This window comes from Streptococcus sp. DAT741, assembly GCF_009866825.1.
In the GTDB taxonomy this organism is placed as follows: Bacteria; Bacillota; Bacilli; order Lactobacillales; family Streptococcaceae; genus Streptococcus; species Streptococcus ruminantium.
Genome location: NZ_CP019557.1, coordinates 1,614,612 through 1,636,470 on the forward strand (window position 1 = coordinate 1,614,612; position 21,859 = coordinate 1,636,470).

Genomic DNA, 21,859 nt, shown 5'->3' on the forward strand with positions numbered 1-21,859 from the left:
TGAACGAGGTAAAAGTTAATTTTTGTGACATAATGTCCCCCTTTTTTATAACTAATGAATTAGCACTAGCCATCTAACCAAGGCAACTGCTCAAGAGCCTGGTCACAACTATCAATCGTTCCCAGCTTCAAAACAAAAGCAGTTAGTGCTGCCTGACTGGTATGATAAATCTGATTACGGTAGCTTGAATAATACTAGCGAATTTCCCCCTGCGACAACTCATAGGTCGCTCATTTATCTTCGCCCGATGTCCACTTGAATATCTCTCGCCTTACTCTAGCATGAACCGAAAAAGCTGAGACAATTCTTACGACAAAACAAGCAATGGCAAAAGACACTGCCCCCACACAAATCCCCAGTCTCGTACCGAACCCGTAAGCATCGTTGCACTCCTTTTGGATAGTTGATTATTATAGCAAAAAACCACCTACCATACACTCCTAGCTAACGCATAGGGGCGTATGGCACGCGGTTCCACCCTAATTTATGACTTCATTGTGATGCAATTTTTCAGTATCTAACCCAAAAGCGCCAGCTACTCAACTTGTCCTGTCCAGCTCCCACTACCCTGCACTCGCTTAAAGAACGCCTTGAGGCTTTCTTTTGTATAAAACATTGTAGCAGAAAATAGAGAATTTGTCCACGACTTACATATTGAAGTGAGATTATTTTTCCTTGATACCATTTGGAATGATGATTTCTTTCAACAACCAATTTTCCTCACAAATCCGCTTGTAAATAGCATAGGCATAAAATGGCAAGATTAAAGCAGCGAATTTTGCATGACAAAGTAGAAGAATCCCAAGCAGTTCTGGAGCAATGTTTAGGAAATAATTTGGATGCTTAACAACTCGGAACAACCAATGATCTACAAATTTGTGTTCCTTCAACAGCATCAATTTTACTGTCCAAATTTCTCCCAACAAACGAGTCACGACACATAATACAAGAAGTGAAAACAGCATAAGAGCGAGACCAAGGTAACCAACGCTATCTAGTTGTACTTTATAAACAATCGCCTCTACTATACACATCAGATAAAACAATATATGCAAAAGGGTGATCAGTTTTGTATTTGAAACCCCATACTCTTTACCACCGTTGGCTAAAATTCGTTTTTCATTTTGAATAGACAATTTTAAAAACGCTAGCCGAATTCCAAACATCACTAACATGATGACAATAACAATAGACATTTATCTTACTCCTTATAATCAATTTTTCCATTTGTATATGCCTATTATCTTATCGAAAAGCAGGAGCTATGTCAATCATACAAAGAGGTAAACTATCAGCTGTCACACTCTATTTTATACTCAATGAAAATCAAAAATGAGAAAACAAGCTTACAGATAGAGCTAAAGTTCCTCCAAGGAAGTCGATAAAAGATCGGTTTGATTCTTGAAGAAGATTGAAAAGAAAAACACAGCAGAGTTCTTCTGACTCCACTGTGATACAAGACGAACGAGAATAAATGGCAAATCTATATCAAAAACATTCGTCTTTTTCCGAATTATGCACCTACCGCAGCTTGAAGGGGGCTACATAAACCTACCGATGGCTAATCTTTCTTGTAAGGAAGTCACCGACAAACTGGATGGCAAAGATAATTACCAAAATCAAGAAGGTAGCAAAGAAGGTCACATCATGGTTATACCGTAGATAACCATAGGACAAGGCAACTTGTCCCAAACCACCAGCACCGATAGCACCTGCCATAGCTGTATAACCTACCAAGGAAACCAGAGTCAAAGTCGTTACACGAACCAAATCTGGCAATCCCTCACGAAGGTAGACCAGAACAATATCCCAGAAGGTAGCGCCTGAAGCTTGAGCTGCTTCGATAACACCCCGATCCAACTCTGATAAGACCACCTCTACCTGACGGGCGAAAAATGGAAAAACCGATAAGGCTAGAGGCACCAAAGCCGCCTCTGTACCGATTGATTTTCCAACAATAAGCCTCGTCACAGGTGCAATGGCTGCAAGCAAGATGATAAATGGGATAGCTCGAAAAATGGAAGCTATCTTATCCAAAATCCAGTAAATCAGCCTGTTTGCAATAACCCCATGTGGACCTGTTAAGACCAAAAACAAACCTGAGATCAATCCCAAAAATCCACCTGCTGCAAAAGAAGCAAATGTCATATATAAGGTCAAATTAAAGTGCGTCAACCAACCTGTCTGACCATCCCATCCTAGTTTATAAATATTTGGAAAATTCGCTTGAATCCATTCGAACATCTAGTTCACCCCTTTCAAAATCGTCACTTCAACATGCGCCTCTGCCACTGCTTCCAAAGCCCGATGCAATTGTCCCGAATCCCCAGACAAGATAACCACCATTTCACCCACTGGTGTATGGTCTAAAATCTCAATATTTCCATAGAGAATGTTAGCAGATACCTGATAAAATTTATACAAGTCGTTAACAATAGCTGTGTCTGTATTTGAACCAGAATATTTGAGCTGAACCAAAAGACTATCCTTCGGTAGGTTCTTCACAATATCCTGCTGATAAATTTTTACCAAAGCTTCATCAATTCCTGTTGCTGTTTTGATAAAGTCTTGGGTCAATTCCTCTTTTGGGTGAGAGAAAATATCAAGAACAGAACCTTCCTCAATCAATCGACCATCCTGCATAACTGCAACACGATTACAAATATCTTTGACAATCTGCATTTCATGGGTAATCATGACAATCGTCAACCCCAATTTTTCGTTCAGTTCTTGCAGAAGTGACAAAATTTGCTTGGTCGTTTTAGGATCCAAGGCAGAAGTTGACTCATCTGAGATCAATATTTTAGGGTCATTTGCCAAGGCACGCGCAATGGCAACACGTTGCTTTTGACCACCAGATAGCTGGGAAGGATAGTTTTCTGAACGGTCAGAAAGTCCTACCAATTCCAAGAGTTTAGCAACTTTTTCCTTTTTTTCCTGCTTGCTCAAGCCTGAGTGTTTGAGAGCAAATGCTACATTTTCCTCAGCTGTCATCTGAGCCATCAAATTGAAGTGCTGGAAAATCATTCCAATCTCTCTGCGTTTACTCCGCAGTTGTGCCGAAGTCAAGGTTACCCTGTCACCCTCATAGATTACATCCTCATCAATTGTAATCTTTCCAGCAGTTGGTACCTGTAAAAGATTGATAACACGAACAAGTGTTGACTTACCGGCACCAGAATAACCTACAATACCATAGATGTCACCTTGTTGAACATGAATCGTCACATCTTTTACTGCTTCAATCGTGCGTTTTTTCTGATGAAAAGTCACATCAATATTATCCAACTTAATCATTTTTCTACTCATAACTTGCAATCAACTCCTCTACTAATTTGACATGGCTATAATAGTCTACAATGCTGACATTTTCATCACCGGCATGATCGCGGCTATTGGCATTTCCCAAGCCAAAGCCAGCAATCGGCACACCTAAAGCATGAAAGACTGTATGCATGGGACCGGTCCCTGGAGAGGTTGGCAAGACTGCCACACCTTCTGGGGTTAGCTTCTTGGCCAACTCAATAACATTGACAATGGCAGGCGCAGACATATCACTACGGTAACTCATTTCTCCTAAGGTAAAGCTAATCTCCACCTTTTCAAAACCATGCCTGTCCAGATGCTTGCGAATCTTATCCAAAACATCATGCGGCTCTAAACCCGGTACTAGACGAACCTCCATCTTGGCTGAAGCCTGAGCAGGTATAATTGTCTTCACACCCTGACCAAGATAACCTGTTGATAGTCCTTCAATAGTGATGGACGGTTCAAAATACAAACGTTTCAAGAACTCTCGGCGATCCTCCACCAAAGTTGGCAAGGTCAAACCATAGATTTCTTTCATAGATTGACTGGTGGCTAGAGCAAATTCATCAACCAAAGCTAGCTCTCGCTCATTAGGCTCTTGTACTTGTTCATAGATACCATCCACCAAAATTCGTCCATCTGCAGCCCGCATAGATTGGAGAGCTCCCAGTAAATACCAGCTTGCAGAATCAATAACACCACCATAGGAAGAATGAATATCCAACCCAGCCGATTTGACAGAAAGATCAAAGGTCACAATCCCCTTGTTCCCTCCAGCAATTTCCAACTGGTGTAAACTATTACGGTGACCTTGTTCCCAAACTAATAAATCTGCTCCAATTAAATGTTCCTTATATCTGACAAGATATTTATCCAAATCAACAGAAGCCGATTCCTCTGCTCCTTCCATGATAAAAATAACATTGACAGGAAGCTGCCCTTCATGCTTGGCTTGGTATTTTTTTAGTGCAGACAAACGCGCTGTAATATGCCCTTTATCATCATCTACACCTCGGCCATAGATATACCCATCACGGATACTTAATTCAAAAGGTTGATCCGTCCAAATTTGATCACCATCTGCTGGTACCGTGTCATAATGATTATAAAAAATCAATGTTTTGGCATTGGGGTTGTTAGCAGTAAACTTAGCCATGACAAACGGTGCTGCATAACTATTATCCAAAACAACCTCTGCCCCAGCCTCTTCAAACATTTCTTTCAAATAGGTAGCCACATCCAACAAACCAATCTGTTGAGCAAAAATAGACTTCTTTGAAATCAAGACCTTTAACTTTTCAAAATAGGTCTGAATAATCGCATCCTGCTCAAAAGCCTGAATCCTTGTATCTGTCATTTTTCTATTCCTTCTCTTTCTATTACCAGACTGGTAAAACAAATCAAGAATCAACATATTTTATTTGCTTTGCCAGACTCATTATTACACAAAACTGAAAATTCGGAAAGCCAAATTCCTTTATCCATCGGCAGAATAAGCGCCAAATCAAACAACATAAAAGCAGACAAGAGGCCCGGCCTAAAGGCCAGCCTCTTTACCCGCATACATCTATAATTTTGATCAGTTATTACCAAACTGGCTCATCCATACCATCTGAAGTCTTCTCAATGACCTTTTTCACTTCATCTGTGTGGTAGGCTGCAATGATTTTCTTGATAGCAGCTGCTTGTTCTGATTTTTCCCAGTCGCTACGGGCAGCAATCAAGTTATACCACTGTGATGAATTTTCATCCTTTTGCTCCTTGTAAAGGGCATTTTTATAATCCAAACCAGCTTCCAACACAAAGGTATTGTTCACAACTGCTGCATCAACTGAACTGAGTGAACTTGCTGTTTGACTGGCATCTAACTCCGTAATCTTCAAGTTTTTCTTATTTTCGGTAATATCAGCGATTGTCGCCAATTCTGTACCAGACACACCTACCTTAATCAAACCTGCCGATTGAAGAAGGTAAAGGGCACGACTCTCGTTTGTCGGATCATTTGGTACTGCAATTTCTGCCCCACTTGGAATATCTTCAACTTTTGTGTACTTGTTCTTTCCACCATCAGTTCCAGAATAAAGACGAATCGGTGCAATATAAGTATCCGCAATAGCCACAAGATTGGCATCATTTTCTGTATTCCAATTCTTCAAAAAGTTATAGTGCTGGAAGGCGTTAATATCTACTTCTTTTTCAACTACTGCCTTATTAGGTTGTGAGTAATCGGTGAACTGAGTGAATTTCAATTTTACCTCATCACCAAGAATCTCTTGAATTTTATCCCAACGTGCTTGTTCTGAATCACTCAAACTCATCACACCAATATGCACAGTCGTTGCGGACGATTCTGACTTCGATGAGGAGTGACCACATGCAGCAAGGAGACCTACTGTCAAGGCCACTGCCACCAAACTAAACCAGTTTTTCAATTTCATAAAATCTATCTCCTTAAAATTTAGAACTGTACCTATCTTAGCACATAATCTTTGTTCTGACTAATTGACTTTTTTTATAGTTTGTTATAACTTTTAACTATAATAAAACCAAGATTTTTTATAGCTTATTTTAATATGCAAAAACCATCAACCACAACGTTAAAAACTGGTCTCCGAATAGGTGAACCAGTTTCATCATTATATAATCAGGAAATTTTCTATAAAACTGCCAGAATAATAAAGTTTAAAATGAAGAGGGCTGTTGCTCCCCAAAGAATTGGATGAACTTCTTTTGCCTTTCCTGTCGAAACTTTTACTAAGCAGTAGAAGATAAAGGATACCGCAATACCGTAAGAAATGGAGAAACAAAGGGCCATGAAGAAGGCTGCAAAGAAGGCTGGAAGCGCATCTTCAAATTGACTCCAATCAACATCCAAGAAGGAGGAAACCATCATCACACCAACGATAATCAGTGCTGGAGCTGTCGCCGCCGCTGGTACAATACCGATAAATGGCAAGATAAAGGTGGATAGGAGGAACAAAACTGCTGCTGTTACCGCTGTTAAGCCTGTGCGTCCCCCTGCTGAGATTCCTGCCGCTGACTCAACATAAGTGGTCGTATTTGATGTACCAAAGAGGGCACCGATTGAAGTACCGACAGCATCTGCAAAAAGAGCCTTATCCATTTTTGAATTGAAGCCCGTACCATTTTCCAGAGCTTCTTCATCTTCCGCTGAGAAAATTCCTGTTTTGCGACCTGTACCAATAAAGGTACCAAGAGTATCAAATGTATCTGATAAACTGAAGGCAAAAATTGTCATCAAAACAAGTGGTAATCGGCTAGAATCTGCAAAAAGAGAGGAAAGTCCTCCAAAAGCTGCAAGGAAGGTTGTTCCCAACTCAGAAAAAGCCGTTCCGATATTATTGTTAGCAAAATCAATCGTAGATAGATCAACGACACCCACTGGAATACCAGCTAATGTTGTCACAACAATACCAATCAAAATAGCACCACGTACATTCTTCATCACCAAAATAGCTGTCAAGAGAAGACCGAATACCGTTAAAAGCACGCTCGGATCCGTGAACGTTGAGATTGCTGGTACAACGCTGCCCTTGGCAAAGACGGAGAAGACACCTTTTGAGAAGGTTTCTGCCGTCGCACTAGCTGGAGCAACACCATTAACCGTAATAATGTCTGAACCAGATGTCAGAAATGTAATCAAGTTGGAGTTTTTAAAACCAAGGTAGGCTACAAAGACACCGATACCTCCACCAATAGCATGTTGCAAACTAACTGGAATGGCTTTAATGATGCTCTTACGAACCTTTGTAACAGTGATAAAAACGTTGAAAAGGCCGCATAGGAAAACCATAGCCAAAGCTTCCTGCCAACTAAAACCCAGTCCGATAACGACTGTATAAGTGAAGAAGGCGTTCAAGCCCATCCCTGGTGCCAAGGCATAAGGAACATTGGCAAAGAGTCCCATCACAAGAGTTGAAGCAGCACTGGCAATAATTGTTGCCAAAAATACTGCCTGTGTAGGCATACCAGCTACACTCAGCACGCTTGGATTGACAAATAAGATATAAGACATGGCAAAGAAGGTGGTAAGACCTGCCATAATTTCTGTTGAAACAGTCGTTCCATGTTCTTTCAATTTGAAAAATTGATCCATTTTTTCATTTCTCCTTTAATTTACGAACGATAAAGATATTGTAATAGAAAACGATTCATATTTCAAGTTTTTGTGATTTGAAAACGTTATTTTCATTATTTTTATATTTTTTGTTCGTCTTTTACGAACTTTATTTCTTTTTTCTTACAAATAAAAAATACCCACGCCTTTGCTTTTCTTACCTGCTTTTGCTATACTTGAAACTATCAGTCCAAGACGAAGAAGCTCAGAAGGAACTAGAATATGAAGAAAAAAATAATTGCGATCGATTTAGATGGCACTCTACTAAATAATGATAGTCAGCTTTCCGACTACACCATATCGACTATTAAAAAAATTCGTCAAGCAGGTCACACCGTCCTTATTGCAACAGGACGTCCTTATCGAATGGCAAAAAATTTTTATCATCAACTAGAGCTAGATACTCCCATGATCAACTTCAATGGCTCTCTAGTTCATCTTCCAGAAAGAAAGTGGCAATGGGAACAGAATATCCTCATCGATAAAAAATATCTTTTAGAGTTTCTTAAAGAAGAAGAACATTTTGAGGCAGATTTTATTGCTGGTGAATACAAGAAGAAATTCTATATCACTCAAACCAATCTGGACAAAATTGACCCTACCTTGATGGGTGTTGAACAGATTACCCCTGATACTCTTATCAAACCAGAACGTATTACCAGCAACCCTCATTCCATTCTCATGCAAACTCGAGCAGTAGATAAATACGAACTGGCAAAAGAAATGAAAGCTTACTTTAAGAACGAGTTGGAAATCAACACTTGGGGCGGACCATTAAATATCCTCGAAACTTGTGCAAAAGGTGTCAATAAAGCGACAGCCCTTAGTTATATCCTCAATCTCTATCAAGCTAGTCCCCAAGATTTAATTGCTTTTGGAGATGAACATAATGATATTGAAATGCTGGAACTAGCTGGCACCGCCTACGCCATGAAAAATTGTAGCAATCGTCTCCGACCACACGCAGATCGTTTAACAGAATTTGCCAACTTTGAAGATGGAGTAGCACGAGAGCTAGAAAATCTATTTTTATAACAAATCAAGAGAGGCTTAGACAAAACTTTTCTCATTTTAGTAATCCTATATCATCCATTGAGGCTCAATGAGATTTTATTTACAAAACGAACAAAGATTTGACTTTTGAAAGAGAAAGTCAAATCTTTGTTCGTTTTTCTTATTTATATAGCTCAATTTTAATAAAGGAAAACCCCAAAATAAGTCCACACCGTGTCAACCGATTGTTCTTAACATCCTGTAGTTTAGATGGTAAAATTTTATCGTAAATGCTAAAAAAAAAAAGCAATTACTGATTAAAAAAGGAGGGTCGCAATGACTAAGTTAAGAAACCTACTTCTAATCTTGCTGGTGTTGTTTGGCGGGATTTTTTCTGCCCAAGCAGCCTCGGCAAAATCTGTTGATATTGAGGTTAGCAACACTAATCTAACCCCTGAGGTGGTTGAAGGAGGAAACTCCACAAGATTTTCATTTGATTTTACTGTACCTAATGGAACAAAAAAAGATGACACAACCACCATCTCCTTACCAAAAGAACTGGATTTTCAACGGTATCAAGAATTTGAAGTTTATGCTCCTGATGGACAAGCTGTCGCAAAAGCTGTTATTGAACCCAAAATCAAAACACTAACAATGACCTATACAGACTATGTTGAGAAACATAGCGACATAAAAGGACATCTCGAAATGAACGTTGTTGTGGATAGGAAGGTAGTAACAACAGCAAATACGGTTGCGGCAGAAATAACAATCAATAATAAAACTAAGATTACAATTGGTACTGGTAAGCTTAGCTATACCGGTACTAAGGGTGATAGCGATAAGATTGACTTTTGGAAATACGGAGTTAGCTCTAACAACAACGAAATAGTGTATTTGATTAATATCAATACATCTAAGTCAACTGTGCCTGATGTAACGATTTCAGATCAGCTTAAGTCTCCTGGCTTACAGTATGTGGAAGATAGCTTTGAAATCCAAGAAGGAAACTGGTATAAAAATGAGTGGAACTACTGGGCATTAGGAAGTGAGATTAATGTTACCAGTAAGTATAAGGATAAGATTGAGATTTCTTCTGATAAAACCTCCTTTAAAGTTAAACTCGGGGACATTAATGGGAAAGGATACAGAATCAAGTACAGGGTAAAAGCCGCCTACACTCTTATTAACGGAGAAAAACTTAATAATTTAGCAGAGTACTATACTGGAACTACCAGAAGATCTCATGCCAGTCATGTGCAGACCTATCAAGGTGCTTCTGGTTCAGCTAGTGGCTATAACTACGGTTTAATCATTGAAAAAGTAAATGAAGAGCGTCAACTTCTTGCAGGAGCTGAATTCACCGTTACTCGCACAGCAACTGGTCAAGTGATTGGCAAATTTATGACTGATGAAAAAGGGATAGTGGAAGTCACTGGGCTTTTGAGGGATGAGTATACTATCACTGAAACAAAGGCTCCGGCAGGCTATGCGATTGCAGCCCCTGTAACGAGGATAGCTGATAATTCAATCGTAACCATTATAGATAAAAAAGCAAACACCGACATTGAAGGCAAAAAGACCTGGGTGGATAACAACGACCAAGACGGTAAACGTCCAAAGTCTATCAAAGTTAATCTTCTGGCTAATGGAACAATCGTTCAGACTAAAGAAGTAACTGCAGAGAATGATTGGTCATATAAATTCTCAGGCTTGGACCAACACGATAAAGATGGGGAAAAAATCGTCTACACTGTTTCAGAAGAAAAGGTAGACGGATATGAGATGAAGGTGGAAGGAACCAACATCACCAACACCCATACTCCAGAAACAACGCAAGTTTCAGGTACTAAGACCTGGAACGACAACAACGACCAAGACGGTAAACGTCCACAGTCTATCACCGTCAACCTCTTGGCTGATGGCAAAGTCGTTCAATCCCAAGAGGTAACAGCAGCTAACAACTGGGAGTATACTTTCACTGACCTACCGAAGTACGCTAACGGAAAAGAAATCGTCTATACTGTGGAAGAGGTGAAGGTAGATGGGTATGAGACGAAGGTGGAAGGAACTAACATCACCAACACCCATACTCCAGAAACAACGCAAGTTTCAGGGACTAAGACTTGGAACGACAACAACGACCAAGACGGTAAACGTCCGAAATCTATCACCGTAAACCTCTTAGCTGATGGCAAACCATTTAAGACTCAAAAAGTCACTGCTGAAAACAACTGGAAGTATACCTTCACTGACCTACCGAAGTACGCTAACGGAAAAGAAATCGTCTATACTGTGGAAGAGGTGAAGGTAGATGGGTATGAGATGAAGGTGGAAGGAACCAACATCACCAATACCCATACTCCAGAAACAACGCAAGTTTCAGGGACTAAGACCTGGAACGACAACAACGACCAAGATGGTAAACGTCCAAAGTCTATCACCGTCAACCTCTTAGCGGATGGCAAAGTCGTTCAATCCCAAGAGGTAACAGCAGCTAACAACTGGAAGTACACCTTCACCAACCTACCGAAGTACGCTGACGGAAAAGAAATCGTCTATACCGTGACAGAAAACGCTGTTGAAGGCTACACCACAACCTACGATAAGTACAATATCACCAATAGTTACACACCTGGTCAAACTAGCCTCACAGTAACCAAGGCTTGGGATGACAAGGACAATCAAGATGGTAAACGTCCTGAAGCTATCCAAGTTCAACTCTATGCTAACGACCAGAAATCTGGCGAGGTCGTGACACTAACAGCAGCCAACAAATGGACACACACTTGGACAGGACTTGCTAAGAAGGCAAACAAAAAAGACATCGTCTACACCGTCAAAGAAGTCTCAAAAGTAGAGGGATACACCACTACTGTAGGAACTGTTGAAAATGGAAATGTCACTATCACCAATACCTATAAACCAAGTACAACCTCTATCAAGGTAAACAAGGTCTGGAAAGATAAGGACAACCAAGATGGTCTGCGCCCAACTTCCATTACCGTCAACCTCTTGGCGGACGGTGAAGTTGTTAAGACGGAAACGATCACACCAAATGCTGATGGCGATTGGAGCCACACCTTCACAGACTTGCCTGAATACAAAAATGGCAAGAAAATCACTTACACTGTTTCAGAAGAAAAGGTAGATGGGTATGAGATGAAGGTGGAAGGAACCAACATCACCAACACCCATACTCCAGAAACAACGGAAGTTGCAGGTACCAAGACTTGGAATGACAATAATGACCAAGACGGTAAACGTCCGAAATCTATCACCGTAAACCTCTTGGCAGACGGTCAACCGGTCGCAAGCAAAATCATCACCGCAGACGACAACTGGACTTACAAGTTCTCAAACCTACCTGCTAAGAAAAATGGAGCTGCCATTACCTACACGATTAGTGAAAAAGCAGTCGCAGATTACACTACAACCTATGATGGCTACAATATCACTAACAGCTACACACCGGGAGAAACAAGTGTCACTGCCACAAAAGTTTGGGAAGACAACAACAACCAAGACGGACTGCGCAGGGAAATCAAACTAGAACTCTACGCAGACGGTGTTGCCACTGGACAGAGCCAAACCCTTTCTGAAGAGAACAACTGGAAAGCAACCTGGACAGGACTTGCCAAGAAAGCAAACAAAAAGGACATCGTCTACACCGTCAAAGAAGTCACTGCTATTGATGGCTATACTTCAAAAGTAACTCAAACATCAACCAATAACTTTACCATCACCAATACCCATACTCCAGAAACAACGCAAGTTGCAGGTGCTAAGACCTGGAATGACAACAATGACCAAGACGGTAAACGGCCGAAATCCATTACCGTAAACCTCTTGGCTAACGGTGAGGTCGTTCAAAGTCAGAAAGTCTCTGCCGATACGAATTGGACCTATACCTTTACTAACCTACCGAAGTACGCTAACGGAAAAGAAATCGTCTATACTGTTTCAGAAGAAAAGGTAGATGGGTATGAGATGAAGGTAGAAGGAACAAACATCACCAATACCCATACTCCAGAAACAACGGAAGTTGCAGGTACTAAGACTTGGAATGACAACAACGACCAAGACGGTAAACGTCCGAAATCTATCACCGTAAACCTCTTGGCGGATGGTAAGGTCATCAAGAGCCAACAAGTCACTGCTGAAAACGACTGGAAGTATACCTTCACCGACCTACCGAAATACGCTAACGGAAAAGAAATCGTCTATACTGTTTCAGAAGAAAAAGTAGACGGGTATGAGATGAAGGTGGATGGCTACAATATCACAAACAGTTACACACCAAGTACAACCTCTGTCAAGGTAAACAAGGTGTGGAAAGATAAGGACAACCAAGATGGTCTACGCCCAACTTCTATTATCGTCAACCTTCTGGCAGATGGTCAGGTAGTTTCTACAACAACCATCAAACCAGATGCCAACGGTGATTGGAACTACACATTCACAGACTTACCTGAATACAAAAATGGCAAGAAAATTACCTACACTGTGGAAGAGGCGAACACACCAAACGGGTATACCTCATCTGTAGAAGGAACCACCATCACTAACACCCACACTCCAGAAACAACGGAAGTTTCAGGTGCTAAGACCTGGAATGACAACAACGACCAAGACGGTAAACGTCCGAAATCTATTACCGTAAACCTCTTGGCTAACGGTGAAGTCGTTCAAAGTCAGAAAGTCTCTGCCGATACGAATTGGACTTATACCTTTACTAACCTACCGAAGTACGCTAACGGGAAGGAAATCGTCTACACTGTAACTGAGAATGCCGTTGATAACTATACAACAACCATTGATGGTCACAACATTACCAACAGTTACACACCTGGTCAGACGAGTCTCACTGTTACCAAGGTCTGGAAGGATAACAATAATCAAGACGGTAAACGTCCTGAAGCTATCCAAGTTCAACTCTATGCCAACGGTGAAAAGTTGGGCGAACCTGTAACCCTGACTGCTGATAACAAGTGGACGCATACTTGGACAGGACTTGCCAAGAAAGCAAACCAGAAAGATATTGTCTATACGGTCAAAGAGGTTTCAGTGGTTGATGGATACACAGCATCTGTAGGAAAAGTTGAAAATGGAAATGTCACCATTACCAACACCTACAAGCCAACCACTCCTCCTAAGAAGAAAAAATCGACTCCACTGCCATCAACAGGAAGTCTCAGCGGACTAGGACTGACGTTTGTCGGACTAGCACTTGCCGCGACTATCAGTGCTCAAGCGATTTACCGAAAGAGGAAATAGGCATGACAAACCCACAGAGTGATTGAGGGGAAGAGAGACTAAGGCAAATGTCTTAACTCTATAATCCAAAAGCGAATAAAGATAGTTTTCTATCATTTAGAATTCTATCTTGTTCGCTTTTTTGCGTAATTTATCCATTACTAGACTTGAATCTTATTACTGCCTATTCAATATAAAGCAGGAGAAAACAAGTTTACTGAAAAAAGTGATAGGACTAAGTTGAACTATTTTTTGATAGAACAATTTTAAAAGATAATGTGCAACCGTAATCATGACTTTCTGTTCAATGATTCACAGATCCATTGAGCAGTCGAGAAACCTTTTTATTGTCGTGAGTAAGTCATACAAGACACAAGATTGATAAACAGCGAAGCTCACACAGAAACTGATAAAGTAGCCTTAATTTTTTTTACCAACGTATCGGAACTTCGTCTGATGAGACCATATCGTATTTTTATACTCATGCCTTAAGTGACTAATGTTGAACTCTCGTCAGTGGAATAGAAGAGTTTGTTCCTTCGCACAGCGACCAAGTAGAGCATCAATCACATCGTTCTTACTGGAAATACACCCGTATATGAGTTTTTAAAGGGAGTAATTTTCGTATCAGGTCGGTAAGGCTAAGACAAGTAGATCAATCTCCATCCAAACTATTCTTAATATTTTTTTTGCATATTTTTATTGTTTTTCTGAAAATTATATGCAATATTTTTGGAAATTCTTATAGTTTTTACACGAATTTACTTGACAAAAGAAGTGAAAACGTTTTATAATAGTAACGTTCGGACATGAAAGCCCATTCAATGGTTTTTACATGAACAAGAAAAATTTAGGAGGTCTAATAATGAGTATTGGAATCATTATTGCAAGTCATGGCGAATTTGCTGCCGGTATTCATCAGTCAGGTTCTATGATTTTTGGCGAACAAGAAAAAGTACAAGTTGTTACTTTTATGCCAAGTGAAGGGCCAGATGATTTATACGCTAAGCTCAATGCTGCTGTTGACGCATTTGAGGCCGATGATGAAGTTTTGGTGTTGGCTGACCTTTGGAGTGGTTCACCATTTAACCAAGCAAGCCGCGTAGCTGGTGAAAATCCAGACCGTAAGTTTGCCATCATTACTGGTCTAAACTTGCCGATGCTTATTCAAGCTTACACAGAGCGTATGATTAACGCTACTGCTGGCGTAGAAGAAGTTGCGGCAAACATTATCAAAGAAGCAAAGGATGGTATCAAGGTTCTTCCAGAAGAACTTCAGCCAGCCGAAGCTACTCCTACAGTCGCTGCCACTCCTGCTGCACCACAAGGTGCTATCCCTCCAGGTACTGTCATCGGTGATGGTAAGTTAAAAATCAACTTGGCTCGTGTTGACACCCGCCTCTTGCATGGTCAGGTGGCGACTGGTTGGACTCCTGCTTCTAAAGCAGACCGCATTATTGTTGCTTCAGATACCGTTGCAAAAGATGAATTGCGTAAACAGCTCATCAAGCAAGCTGCACCTGGTAACGTAAAAGCGAACGTTATACCAATCAAAAAATTGATTGAGATTTCAAAAGACCCTCGCTTTGGTAACACACACGCTTTGATTCTCTTTGAAACTCCTCAGGAAGCTCTCGAAGCTATTGAAGGTGGCGTTGAGATCAAAGAGTTGAACGTCGGTTCTATGGCTCATTCTACTGGTAAAACAATGGTTAACAACGTATTGTCAATGGACAAAGACGATGTTGCAACCTTTGAAAAATTGCGTGACCTCGGTGTTCAATTCGATGTCCGTAAAGTACCAAATGACTCTAAAAAAGACTTGTTCGAACTCATCAACAAGGCCAACGTTCAATAATGTCATCTGCATAAAGAAAGGATTTCAACATGGATATTACACTTATTTCTGCAATTCTTGTTGTCATCGTTGCCTTCTTCGCTGGTCTTGAAGGTATCCTTGACGAATTTCAATTCCACCAACCACTTGTTGCTTGTACACTTATCGGTCTTGTGACCGGTAATTTGACTGCAGGTATTATGCTTGGTGGTTCTCTACAAATGCTCGCTCTTGGCTGGGCAAACATTGGTGCTGCTGTTGCGCCTGATGCTGCTCTTGCTTCTGTTGCAGCTGCCATCATCATGGTTAAAGGTGGCGACTTTTCAGATGTAGGTATTAAAGTCGCAACAGCTGCTGCGATTCCTCTTGCAGTAGCAGGTCTCTTCCTTACTATGATTGTTCGTACAATCTCGGTAGGTCTTGTTCACGGTGCTGACAATGCTGCAAAAGAAGCTAACTTTGCTGCTGTTGAACGCTACCACTTGTTTGCACTTGTCCTTCAAGGTTTGCGTATCGCTGTTCCTGCTGCTCTTCTTCTAGCAATGCCAGCTGAAGCTGTTCAATCTGTTCTTGAAGCAATGCCAGAATGGCTCAAAGGCGGTATGGCTGTTGGTGGTGGTATGGTTGTTGCTGTAGGTTATGCTATGGTTATCAACATGATGGCAACTCGTGAAGTATGGCCATTCTTCGCCCTTGGTTTCGCCCTTGCTGCCCTCAATCAGCTAACACTTATCGCTCTAGGTGTTATCGGTGTCGCTATTGCCTTCATCTACCTCAACCTATCTAAACAAGGTAGCTCAGGTAACGGCGGTGCTTCATCTAACGACCCAATCGGCGATATTCTTGAAGACTACTAAGAGAAGGGAGATTTATCATGTCAGAAAAAATTCAACTTTCCGTAAGCGATCGTAAAAAAGTTTGGTGGCGTTCAACCTTCCTTCAAGGTTCATGGAACTATGAGCGTATGCAAAACTTGGGTTGGGCCTATGCAATGATCCCAGCTATCAAAAAGTTATACGCTAAAAAAGAAGACCAAGCTGCTGCTCTTGAGCGTCACTTAGAGTTCTTCAATACTCACCCATATGTTGCTTCACCAATCCTTGGTGTGACACTTGCCCTTGAAGAAGAGCGCGCAAATGGTGCTGAAATCGATGATACAGCTATTCAAGGGGTGAAAATCGGTATGATGGGACCTCTTGCTGGTATTGGTGATCCAGTCTTCTGGTTTACAGTACGTCCAATCCTTGGTGCCTTCGGTGCGTCTCTTGCATTGACTGGTAACATCGTTGGTCCTTTGCTCTTCTTCTTTGGATGGAATGCTATTCGCATGGCCTTCTTGTGGTACACACAAGAGTTTGGTTACAAAGCTGGTAGCGAGATCACCAAAGATATGTCTGGTGGTATCCTCCAAGACATCACTAAAGGTGCTTCTATCCTCGGTATGTTCATCCTTGCTGTACTTGTACAACGCTGGGTATCAATCAACTTTACTGTTGACCTTCCTAGCAAACAGCTGTCAGAAGGTGCTTATGTCGTTTTCCCAGAAGGTGCTGTAACCGGTGCAGAATTGCAAGGTATCCTTGGTAAAGCCCTCAGCGGTCTTAGTCTTCACTCAACAGAAGCACAAACCCTACAAGGTCAGTTGAACGGTTTGATTCCAGGCTTGATGGGACTTCTTCTCACTTTCCTCTGCATGCACTTGCTTAAGAAGAAAGTGACACCTATCACTATGATTATTGGTCTCTTCATCGTTGGTATTATCGCACGTTTCTTCGGAATCATGTAATATAAAACCCCGCTCCCGCGGGGTTTTGTGGCATACTAATGAAGTAAAAATGGAGGGAATATGGCGCAATCACAAAATACAACAGTTGAGCTACAGGTCACAGGAGCTTTCTACACCGGATTTGGAAGTAAGGTGGGTAAATTTCTGATTGGAGACAAGGCACTAGAGTTCTACCCAGACAGCAATGTGGAACGTTACATCCAGATTCCTTGGTCAGAGATAACAAGTATTGGTGCAAATGTAACAGGTAAAACGATTAGTCGTCATTTTGAAATCTCTACTGAGAAAAGTCGTTTTTTATTCGCTTCCAAAGACTCTGGAAAGATTCTCAAAGTAGCTCGCAACCATATCGGAAACGACAGAGTAGTCAAGCTCCCTACTCTCATCCAAACAATTAGCAAAAAACTTTCAAATCTATTTGCCAAAAAATAGAAAATCAAGTATAATAAGACAAACGGATAAGTAGTTAGTCCAACTTTTCAGAGAGTCTGTGGGTGCTGCGAGCAGATAAGGGAAGCTGATGAAATTCTACCGTTGTAATAAAACTGAATACTTAAAAGTGCACACATGTGAAGCTGGATGGAACCGCGGTGAAAGTCGCTCCAGCAGGGTATCATGTGTGTATTTTATTTTAAAAAAATAGAAAGGAGAGTTCAGTTTTTCCACATCAAAATTTGTGGTGAAATTGGACTTGGGCTAACTCCTCAAAAAAATATAGACTACCTTGTATGCAGGTACACTGTCTTGGTCTTCTATTTTTCAGTCGGATTTTATGCCCTCGGTATCTTGTATTATGCTAGATGTTAAACGTATTCGTGCTGACTTTGATGCTATTGCAGCCAAATTAGCTACTCGCGGTGTCTCTGCTGAGACCTTGACTGAAATCAAGGAATTAGATGCTAAACGTCGTCAAATTTTAATAGTTGTTGAGGAATTAAAAGCAAAACGTAACACTGTTTCTGCTGAGATTGCTCAGGCAAAACGTAACAAGGAAAATGCAGACGATAAGATTGCGGCCATGCAAAAATTATCTGCTGATGTGAAAAACTTAGATGCAGAACTCTTTGAAATTGATGAAAAATTGAACGTCATCCTAGCGCATCTTCCAAATACACCTCATGATTCTGTTCCGATCGGCGCTGATGAAGAGGAAAACGTAGAGGTTCGTCGTTGGGGCACACCACGTGAGTTCACTTTTGAACCCAAAGCTCACTGGGATTTAGGAGAAGACCTAAAAATACTGGACTGGGAGCGGGGAGCAAAAGTTACTGGCGCTCGTTTTCTCTTCTATAAAGGGTTGGGCGCTCGCTTGGAACGTGCTCTTTACAACTTTATGTTAGATGAACATATCGCAGAAGGCTATCAGGAAGTCATCACGCCTTACATAGTTAATCAAGACTCTATGTTCGGTACAGGTCAATATCCCAAGTTTAAGGAAGATACTTTTGAGTTGACTGACACTCCATTTGTCCTTATTCCAACTGCAGAAGTTCCTTTGACCAACTACTACCGCAACGAGATTTTAGATGAAAGTGATCTACCTGTATACTTTACAGCTATGAGTCCGTCTTTCCGTTCTGAAGCTGGTTCTGCCGGTCGCGATACTCGCGGTCTGATTCGACTGCACCAATTCCACAAGGTTGAAATGGTAAAATTTGCAACGCCAGAGCAGTCTTATGATGAACTAGAAAAGATGACAGCAAACGCAGAAAATATCCTTCAAAAACTTGGTCTTCCATACCGTGTTTTAGCTCTTTGTACGGGCGATATGGGCTTCTCTGCTGCTAAAACCTACGACTTGGAAGTCTGGCTTCCTGCTCAAAATACTTACCGTGAAATCTCAAGCTGTTCTAACACAGAAGATTTTCAAGCTCGGCGTGCTCAGATTCGCTACCGCGCTGCCGCAGATGGCAAAGTCAAATTGCTGCACACTCTCAACGGTTCTGGTCTTGCAGTTGGTCGTACCGTTGCTGCAATCCTTGAAAACTATCAAAATGAAGATGGTTCTGTAACCATTCCAGAAGTACTCCGTCCGTACATGGGCGGTGTGGAAGTTATTAAGCCATAGGAGTGAGAAATTATGCAAAAGAAATGGTATAAGGATAAAAGTCGTAAGGAAATTGCTGGTGTTATCGCTGGACTGTATGACTACTTTGAACTATATGAAAACTATGGTTGGAAGCTAGAAAACGTTCGATTGGTTGTCGTCATTTTGGCCATTGTAACCAATTTGCCTTTTCTGACTGCCTATATCATTCTAGCAATACTCTTACCAGATAAATCAGAATTAAACTAAAATAAAATAAAAGACGATTCCATTGGTGCAATTGACCAACAAAATCGTCTTTTTCTATTCCCCAAAAACACCCTACTCCGAAAGCTGTTTCTCCATATAGACCATACCCATGCCTTCTCGTTCAGGCTCTGTTTTGATGGCCTTATAGCTGAGATTTTCATAGAAAGCGACTAATCCTTGCTTCCTGCAAGACCGTACACAGCACCTAACGTTTTACTGTCGGATAAAGGTCCTCTAATTCTAACATAGCCTTGTGACAAAAAACTCTTCTTCTGTAGGCTGGATTAATTCCAATCAGTCCCATCTAGCCCCGCTCGGCATGTTCAGCGACTGTTGTTCGCGCTAATCCAACTGTTCTCCCTTCTTCAACAACCTTGTAATACTTTGCAATTTGGTCGTGCAAAACGCAACTGGAAACAATCCAGACTTTCGATGGCAGGATTGTATTGGTCCCGATAGGTTTCATACAGGGACCCAAAGACACGGTGTTGAATGGACAATAACTCTTCTGTATCTGATACAGTTGCCGCTACTAACATAATAGCCCCCCCTAAAAGCTATTCTATCTATTGTATCAAATCTAGCAAAAAACACTAGGCAATATCCTAGTATTTTCTAAATCTTTGATAACGATTTTCCAATAATTGCTCTAATGGTAGGGTTTGTAGGTGAGCCAACTGACTCAGCAGATGTTTCTTGATGTCTGCCAAGACTTCCTTAACAGCTCTGCCATTTTCCTGAATTACCCGATCAACTACTTGGAGTTTCTCTAGTTCGTAGGAAGTGATTTTCATAAGTTCAGCAGCTTCCATAGCTCGACTGCCATCTTTCCATAGAATAGAGGCGAAACCTTCGGGACTAAGAACCGCGTACATCGAATTTTCTAACATCCAGACCTGATCAGCTACTGCCAAAGCAAGGGCTCCTCCTGAGCCACCTTCTCCAATGATAATAGCAATGATAGGCACCTTGAGATCACTCATTTCCATGAGATTACGAGCGATGGCTTCACCTTGTCCACGCTCCTCTGCACCCACACCTGGATAGGCTCCCGCAGTATTGATAAAGGTAATAACAGGACGACCAAACTTTTCTGCCTGCTTCATGAGGCGAAGCGCCTTTCGATAACCTTCCGGATGAGGTTGACCAAAATTTCTTTTGAGATTTTCTTGTAGGTTCTTCCCTTTTTGGATACCGATGACCGTCACTGGCTGGCCTTCTAAAAAACCGACACCACCGACAATCGCTCCATCATCACGAAAATTGCGATCACCATGCAGCTCCATGAAATCATCAAATAATTGCGTGGCATAGTCTAAAGTTGTCAAGCGAGCCTGATCTCTTGCCAAGCGTATCATGCGTGCGACATCACTAGTCATTTGCTACCTCCATGAATTCTAAGCAACTTGCCAATCGTAGTTGGTAAATCCTGACGTTTAACAATAGCATCAATAAAACCATGCGCTTGCAAAAATTCAGCTCGTTGGAAATCATCTGGCAGAGTTTCTCTGACCGTAGACTCAATCACGCGCCGACCAGCAAAACCAATCAGAGTCTGTGGTTCTGCTAAAATGATGTCTCCCTCCATTGCAAAGCTAGCAGTCACTCCACCTGTTGTTGGGTCTGTCAAAACAGTTAGGTAAAAAAGACCGGCATTGGAATGACGTTTGACAGCCGCAGAAATTTTTGCCATCTGCATCAAGCTCATAATCCCTTCCTGCATACGGGCACCACCAGAAGCTGTGAAGAGGACGACTGGAAGCTGCTCTGCGATAGCTAATTCAAAAAGGCGAGTAATCTTTTCTCCAACCACCGTTCCCATTGAAGCCATGATAAAATTAGAATCCATAATCCCAAGCGCAACCTTTTGTCCTCCAATTCTTGCTAGTCCTGTTAGAACAGCTTCATCCAGTCCTGTCTTCTCACGGTTTTCAGCTAATTTTTCTAAGTAATTAGGGAAACTCAGTGGATTTGTTGTCTCTATACCTGTAAACAACTCCTCAAAAGAGTCCTCATCCACTGTTAAAGATAGGCGTTCCTGAGCTGTAATCCGAAAATTGTAAGAACAATGATGACAAATCTTCTCCGGTCCCAAATCCTTCTTATACAAAATGTCCTTACAGGAAGGGCATTTAGAAAAAAGCTCATCTGGCACCTCCGGCTTTGTTTGAACTGCCGTTTCTATCCGTGAACGATTCGGGTTGATGCGGATATATTTGTCCTTTTTACGAAACAAAGCCATCA

17 protein-coding genes are annotated in these 21,859 nt (G+C 41.3%); 8 read left to right on the forward strand and 9 right to left on the reverse strand.

All coding sequences use genetic code 11. From position 1 onward, the window contains the following. Positions 1–665 precede the first annotated feature (665 nt). From BZG42_RS07650 to BZG42_RS07675, 6 genes are all read right to left on the reverse strand, one after another. Positions 666–1,196, reverse strand: coding sequence for an isoprenylcysteine carboxyl methyltransferase family protein (locus tag BZG42_RS07650; RefSeq protein ID WP_120172072.1), 531 nt, complete (start codon positions 1,194–1,196; stop codon positions 666–668). A gap of 355 nt (positions 1,197–1,551) precedes the next feature. Further along, positions 1,552–2,244, reverse strand: a complete 693-nt coding sequence (locus BZG42_RS07655) for a methionine ABC transporter permease (RefSeq protein WP_024533144.1) — start codon at positions 2,242–2,244, stop codon at positions 1,552–1,554. Continuing rightward, positions 2,245–3,309, reverse strand: a complete 1,065-nt coding sequence (locus BZG42_RS07660) for a methionine ABC transporter ATP-binding protein (protein ID WP_024533143.1) — start codon at positions 3,307–3,309, stop codon at positions 2,245–2,247. Continuing rightward, the gene (locus BZG42_RS07665; RefSeq protein ID WP_155964984.1) at positions 3,302–4,666 is read right to left on the reverse strand and encodes a M20/M25/M40 family metallo-hydrolase; all 1,365 of its coding nucleotides are present in this window, start codon (positions 4,664–4,666) and stop codon (positions 3,302–3,304) included. Before BZG42_RS07665 ends, BZG42_RS07660 begins: the two co-directional genes overlap by 8 nt. A gap of 229 nt (positions 4,667–4,895) precedes the next feature. Continuing rightward, positions 4,896–5,747 (reverse strand): MetQ/NlpA family ABC transporter substrate-binding protein, encoded by an 852-nt coding sequence (locus tag BZG42_RS07670; protein WP_155996359.1) that lies wholly within the window; start codon positions 5,745–5,747, stop codon positions 4,896–4,898. 218 nt (positions 5,748–5,965) lie between these two features. Then, positions 5,966–7,426, reverse strand: coding sequence for an NCS2 family permease (locus BZG42_RS07675; RefSeq protein WP_120172080.1), 1,461 nt, complete (start codon positions 7,424–7,426; stop codon positions 5,966–5,968). 243 nt (positions 7,427–7,669) lie between these two features. Here BZG42_RS07675 and BZG42_RS07680 point away from each other — a divergent pair, with 243 nt between their 5' ends. From BZG42_RS07680 to BZG42_RS07730, 8 genes are all read left to right on the forward strand, one after another. Next, the gene (locus tag BZG42_RS07680; RefSeq protein WP_024533138.1) at positions 7,670–8,482 is read left to right on the forward strand and encodes a Cof-type HAD-IIB family hydrolase; all 813 of its coding nucleotides are present in this window, start codon (positions 7,670–7,672) and stop codon (positions 8,480–8,482) included. A gap of 294 nt (positions 8,483–8,776) precedes the next feature. Next, complete coding sequence (locus tag BZG42_RS10120) at positions 8,777–13,717, forward strand: Cna B-type domain-containing protein (protein WP_328706653.1); 4,941 nt, start codon at positions 8,777–8,779, stop codon at positions 13,715–13,717. Between the two features lie 844 nt (positions 13,718–14,561). Continuing rightward, a complete protein-coding gene (locus BZG42_RS07705; protein WP_024532468.1) occupies positions 14,562–15,554 on the forward strand; it encodes a PTS sugar transporter subunit IIB in 993 nt (330 codons plus the stop codon). A gap of 29 nt (positions 15,555–15,583) precedes the next feature. Further along, positions 15,584–16,390: a PTS mannose/fructose/sorbose transporter subunit IIC gene (locus BZG42_RS07710; protein WP_155995844.1), complete on the forward strand. Its 807-nt coding sequence runs from the start codon at positions 15,584–15,586 to the stop codon at positions 16,388–16,390. A 17-nt stretch (positions 16,391–16,407) separates the two neighbouring features. After that, the gene (locus tag BZG42_RS07715; protein ID WP_024532470.1) at positions 16,408–17,319 is read left to right on the forward strand and encodes a PTS system mannose/fructose/sorbose family transporter subunit IID; all 912 of its coding nucleotides are present in this window, start codon (positions 16,408–16,410) and stop codon (positions 17,317–17,319) included. 60 nt (positions 17,320–17,379) lie between these two features. After that, the gene (locus BZG42_RS07720) at positions 17,380–17,751 is read left to right on the forward strand and encodes a DUF956 family protein (RefSeq protein ID WP_024532471.1); all 372 of its coding nucleotides are present in this window, start codon (positions 17,380–17,382) and stop codon (positions 17,749–17,751) included. A 361-nt stretch (positions 17,752–18,112) separates the two neighbouring features. Next, positions 18,113–19,387, forward strand: coding sequence for a serine--tRNA ligase (gene serS / locus BZG42_RS07725; RefSeq protein WP_155964275.1), 1,275 nt, complete (start codon positions 18,113–18,115; stop codon positions 19,385–19,387). A 12-nt stretch (positions 19,388–19,399) separates the two neighbouring features. Further along, positions 19,400–19,615: a PspC domain-containing protein gene (locus BZG42_RS07730; protein ID WP_120172086.1), complete on the forward strand. Its 216-nt coding sequence runs from the start codon at positions 19,400–19,402 to the stop codon at positions 19,613–19,615. A 365-nt stretch (positions 19,616–19,980) separates the two neighbouring features. Here BZG42_RS07730 and BZG42_RS10135 read toward each other — a convergent pair whose 3' ends face one another. From BZG42_RS10135 to accD, 3 genes are all read right to left on the reverse strand, one after another. Further along, the gene (locus BZG42_RS10135) at positions 19,981–20,154 is read right to left on the reverse strand and encodes a hypothetical protein (protein ID WP_227985532.1); all 174 of its coding nucleotides are present in this window, start codon (positions 20,152–20,154) and stop codon (positions 19,981–19,983) included. Positions 20,155–20,220: 66 nt separating this feature from the next. Then, a complete protein-coding gene (locus tag BZG42_RS07740) occupies positions 20,221–20,994 on the reverse strand; it encodes an acetyl-CoA carboxylase carboxyl transferase subunit alpha (protein ID WP_155962470.1) in 774 nt (257 codons plus the stop codon). Continuing rightward, positions 20,991–21,857 carry an acetyl-CoA carboxylase, carboxyltransferase subunit beta gene (gene accD / locus BZG42_RS07745; protein ID WP_155995842.1) on the reverse strand — a complete coding sequence of 289 codons (867 nt, stop codon included), beginning with the start codon at positions 21,855–21,857 and terminating at the stop codon, positions 20,991–20,993. Before accD ends, BZG42_RS07740 begins: the two co-directional genes overlap by 4 nt. Positions 21,858–21,859: the final 2 nt, after the last annotated feature.

Excerpts from the sequence above, each read along its gene's own strand:
- BZG42_RS07670 (WP_155996359.1), bottom strand. The coding sequence starts at position 5,747 with ATGAAATTGAAAAACTGGTTTAGTTTGGTGGCAGTGGCCTTGACAGTA.
- BZG42_RS07720 (WP_024532471.1), top strand. The coding sequence starts at position 17,380 with ATGGCGCAATCACAAAATACAACAGTTGAGCTACAGGTCACAGGAGCT.
- BZG42_RS07675 (WP_120172080.1), bottom strand. The coding sequence starts at position 7,426 with ATGGATCAATTTTTCAAATTGAAAGAACATGGAACGACTGTTTCAACA.
- BZG42_RS07655 (WP_024533144.1), bottom strand. The coding sequence starts at position 2,244 with ATGTTCGAATGGATTCAAGCGAATTTTCCAAATATTTATAAACTAGGA.
- BZG42_RS07710 (WP_155995844.1), top strand. The coding sequence starts at position 15,584 with ATGGATATTACACTTATTTCTGCAATTCTTGTTGTCATCGTTGCCTTC.
- BZG42_RS07680 (WP_024533138.1), top strand. The coding sequence starts at position 7,670 with ATGAAGAAAAAAATAATTGCGATCGATTTAGATGGCACTCTACTAAAT.
- BZG42_RS07650 (WP_120172072.1), bottom strand. The coding sequence starts at position 1,196 with ATGTCTATTGTTATTGTCATCATGTTAGTGATGTTTGGAATTCGGCTA.
- BZG42_RS07660 (WP_024533143.1), bottom strand. The coding sequence starts at position 3,309 with ATGAGTAGAAAAATGATTAAGTTGGATAATATTGATGTGACTTTTCAT.
- BZG42_RS07705 (WP_024532468.1), top strand. The coding sequence starts at position 14,562 with ATGAGTATTGGAATCATTATTGCAAGTCATGGCGAATTTGCTGCCGGT.
- BZG42_RS10135 (WP_227985532.1), bottom strand. The coding sequence starts at position 20,154 with ATGTTAGTAGCGGCAACTGTATCAGATACAGAAGAGTTATTGTCCATT.
- BZG42_RS07740 (WP_155962470.1), bottom strand. The coding sequence starts at position 20,994 with ATGACTAGTGATGTCGCACGCATGATACGCTTGGCAAGAGATCAGGCT.
- BZG42_RS07665 (WP_155964984.1), bottom strand. The coding sequence starts at position 4,666 with ATGACAGATACAAGGATTCAGGCTTTTGAGCAGGATGCGATTATTCAG.
- serS (WP_155964275.1), top strand. The coding sequence starts at position 18,113 with ATGCTAGATGTTAAACGTATTCGTGCTGACTTTGATGCTATTGCAGCC.
- accD (WP_155995842.1), bottom strand. The coding sequence starts at position 21,857 with ATGGCTTTGTTTCGTAAAAAGGACAAATATATCCGCATCAACCCGAAT.
- BZG42_RS07715 (WP_024532470.1), top strand. The coding sequence starts at position 16,408 with ATGTCAGAAAAAATTCAACTTTCCGTAAGCGATCGTAAAAAAGTTTGG.
- BZG42_RS07730 (WP_120172086.1), top strand. The coding sequence starts at position 19,400 with ATGCAAAAGAAATGGTATAAGGATAAAAGTCGTAAGGAAATTGCTGGT.
- BZG42_RS10120 (WP_328706653.1), top strand. The coding sequence starts at position 8,777 with ATGACTAAGTTAAGAAACCTACTTCTAATCTTGCTGGTGTTGTTTGGC.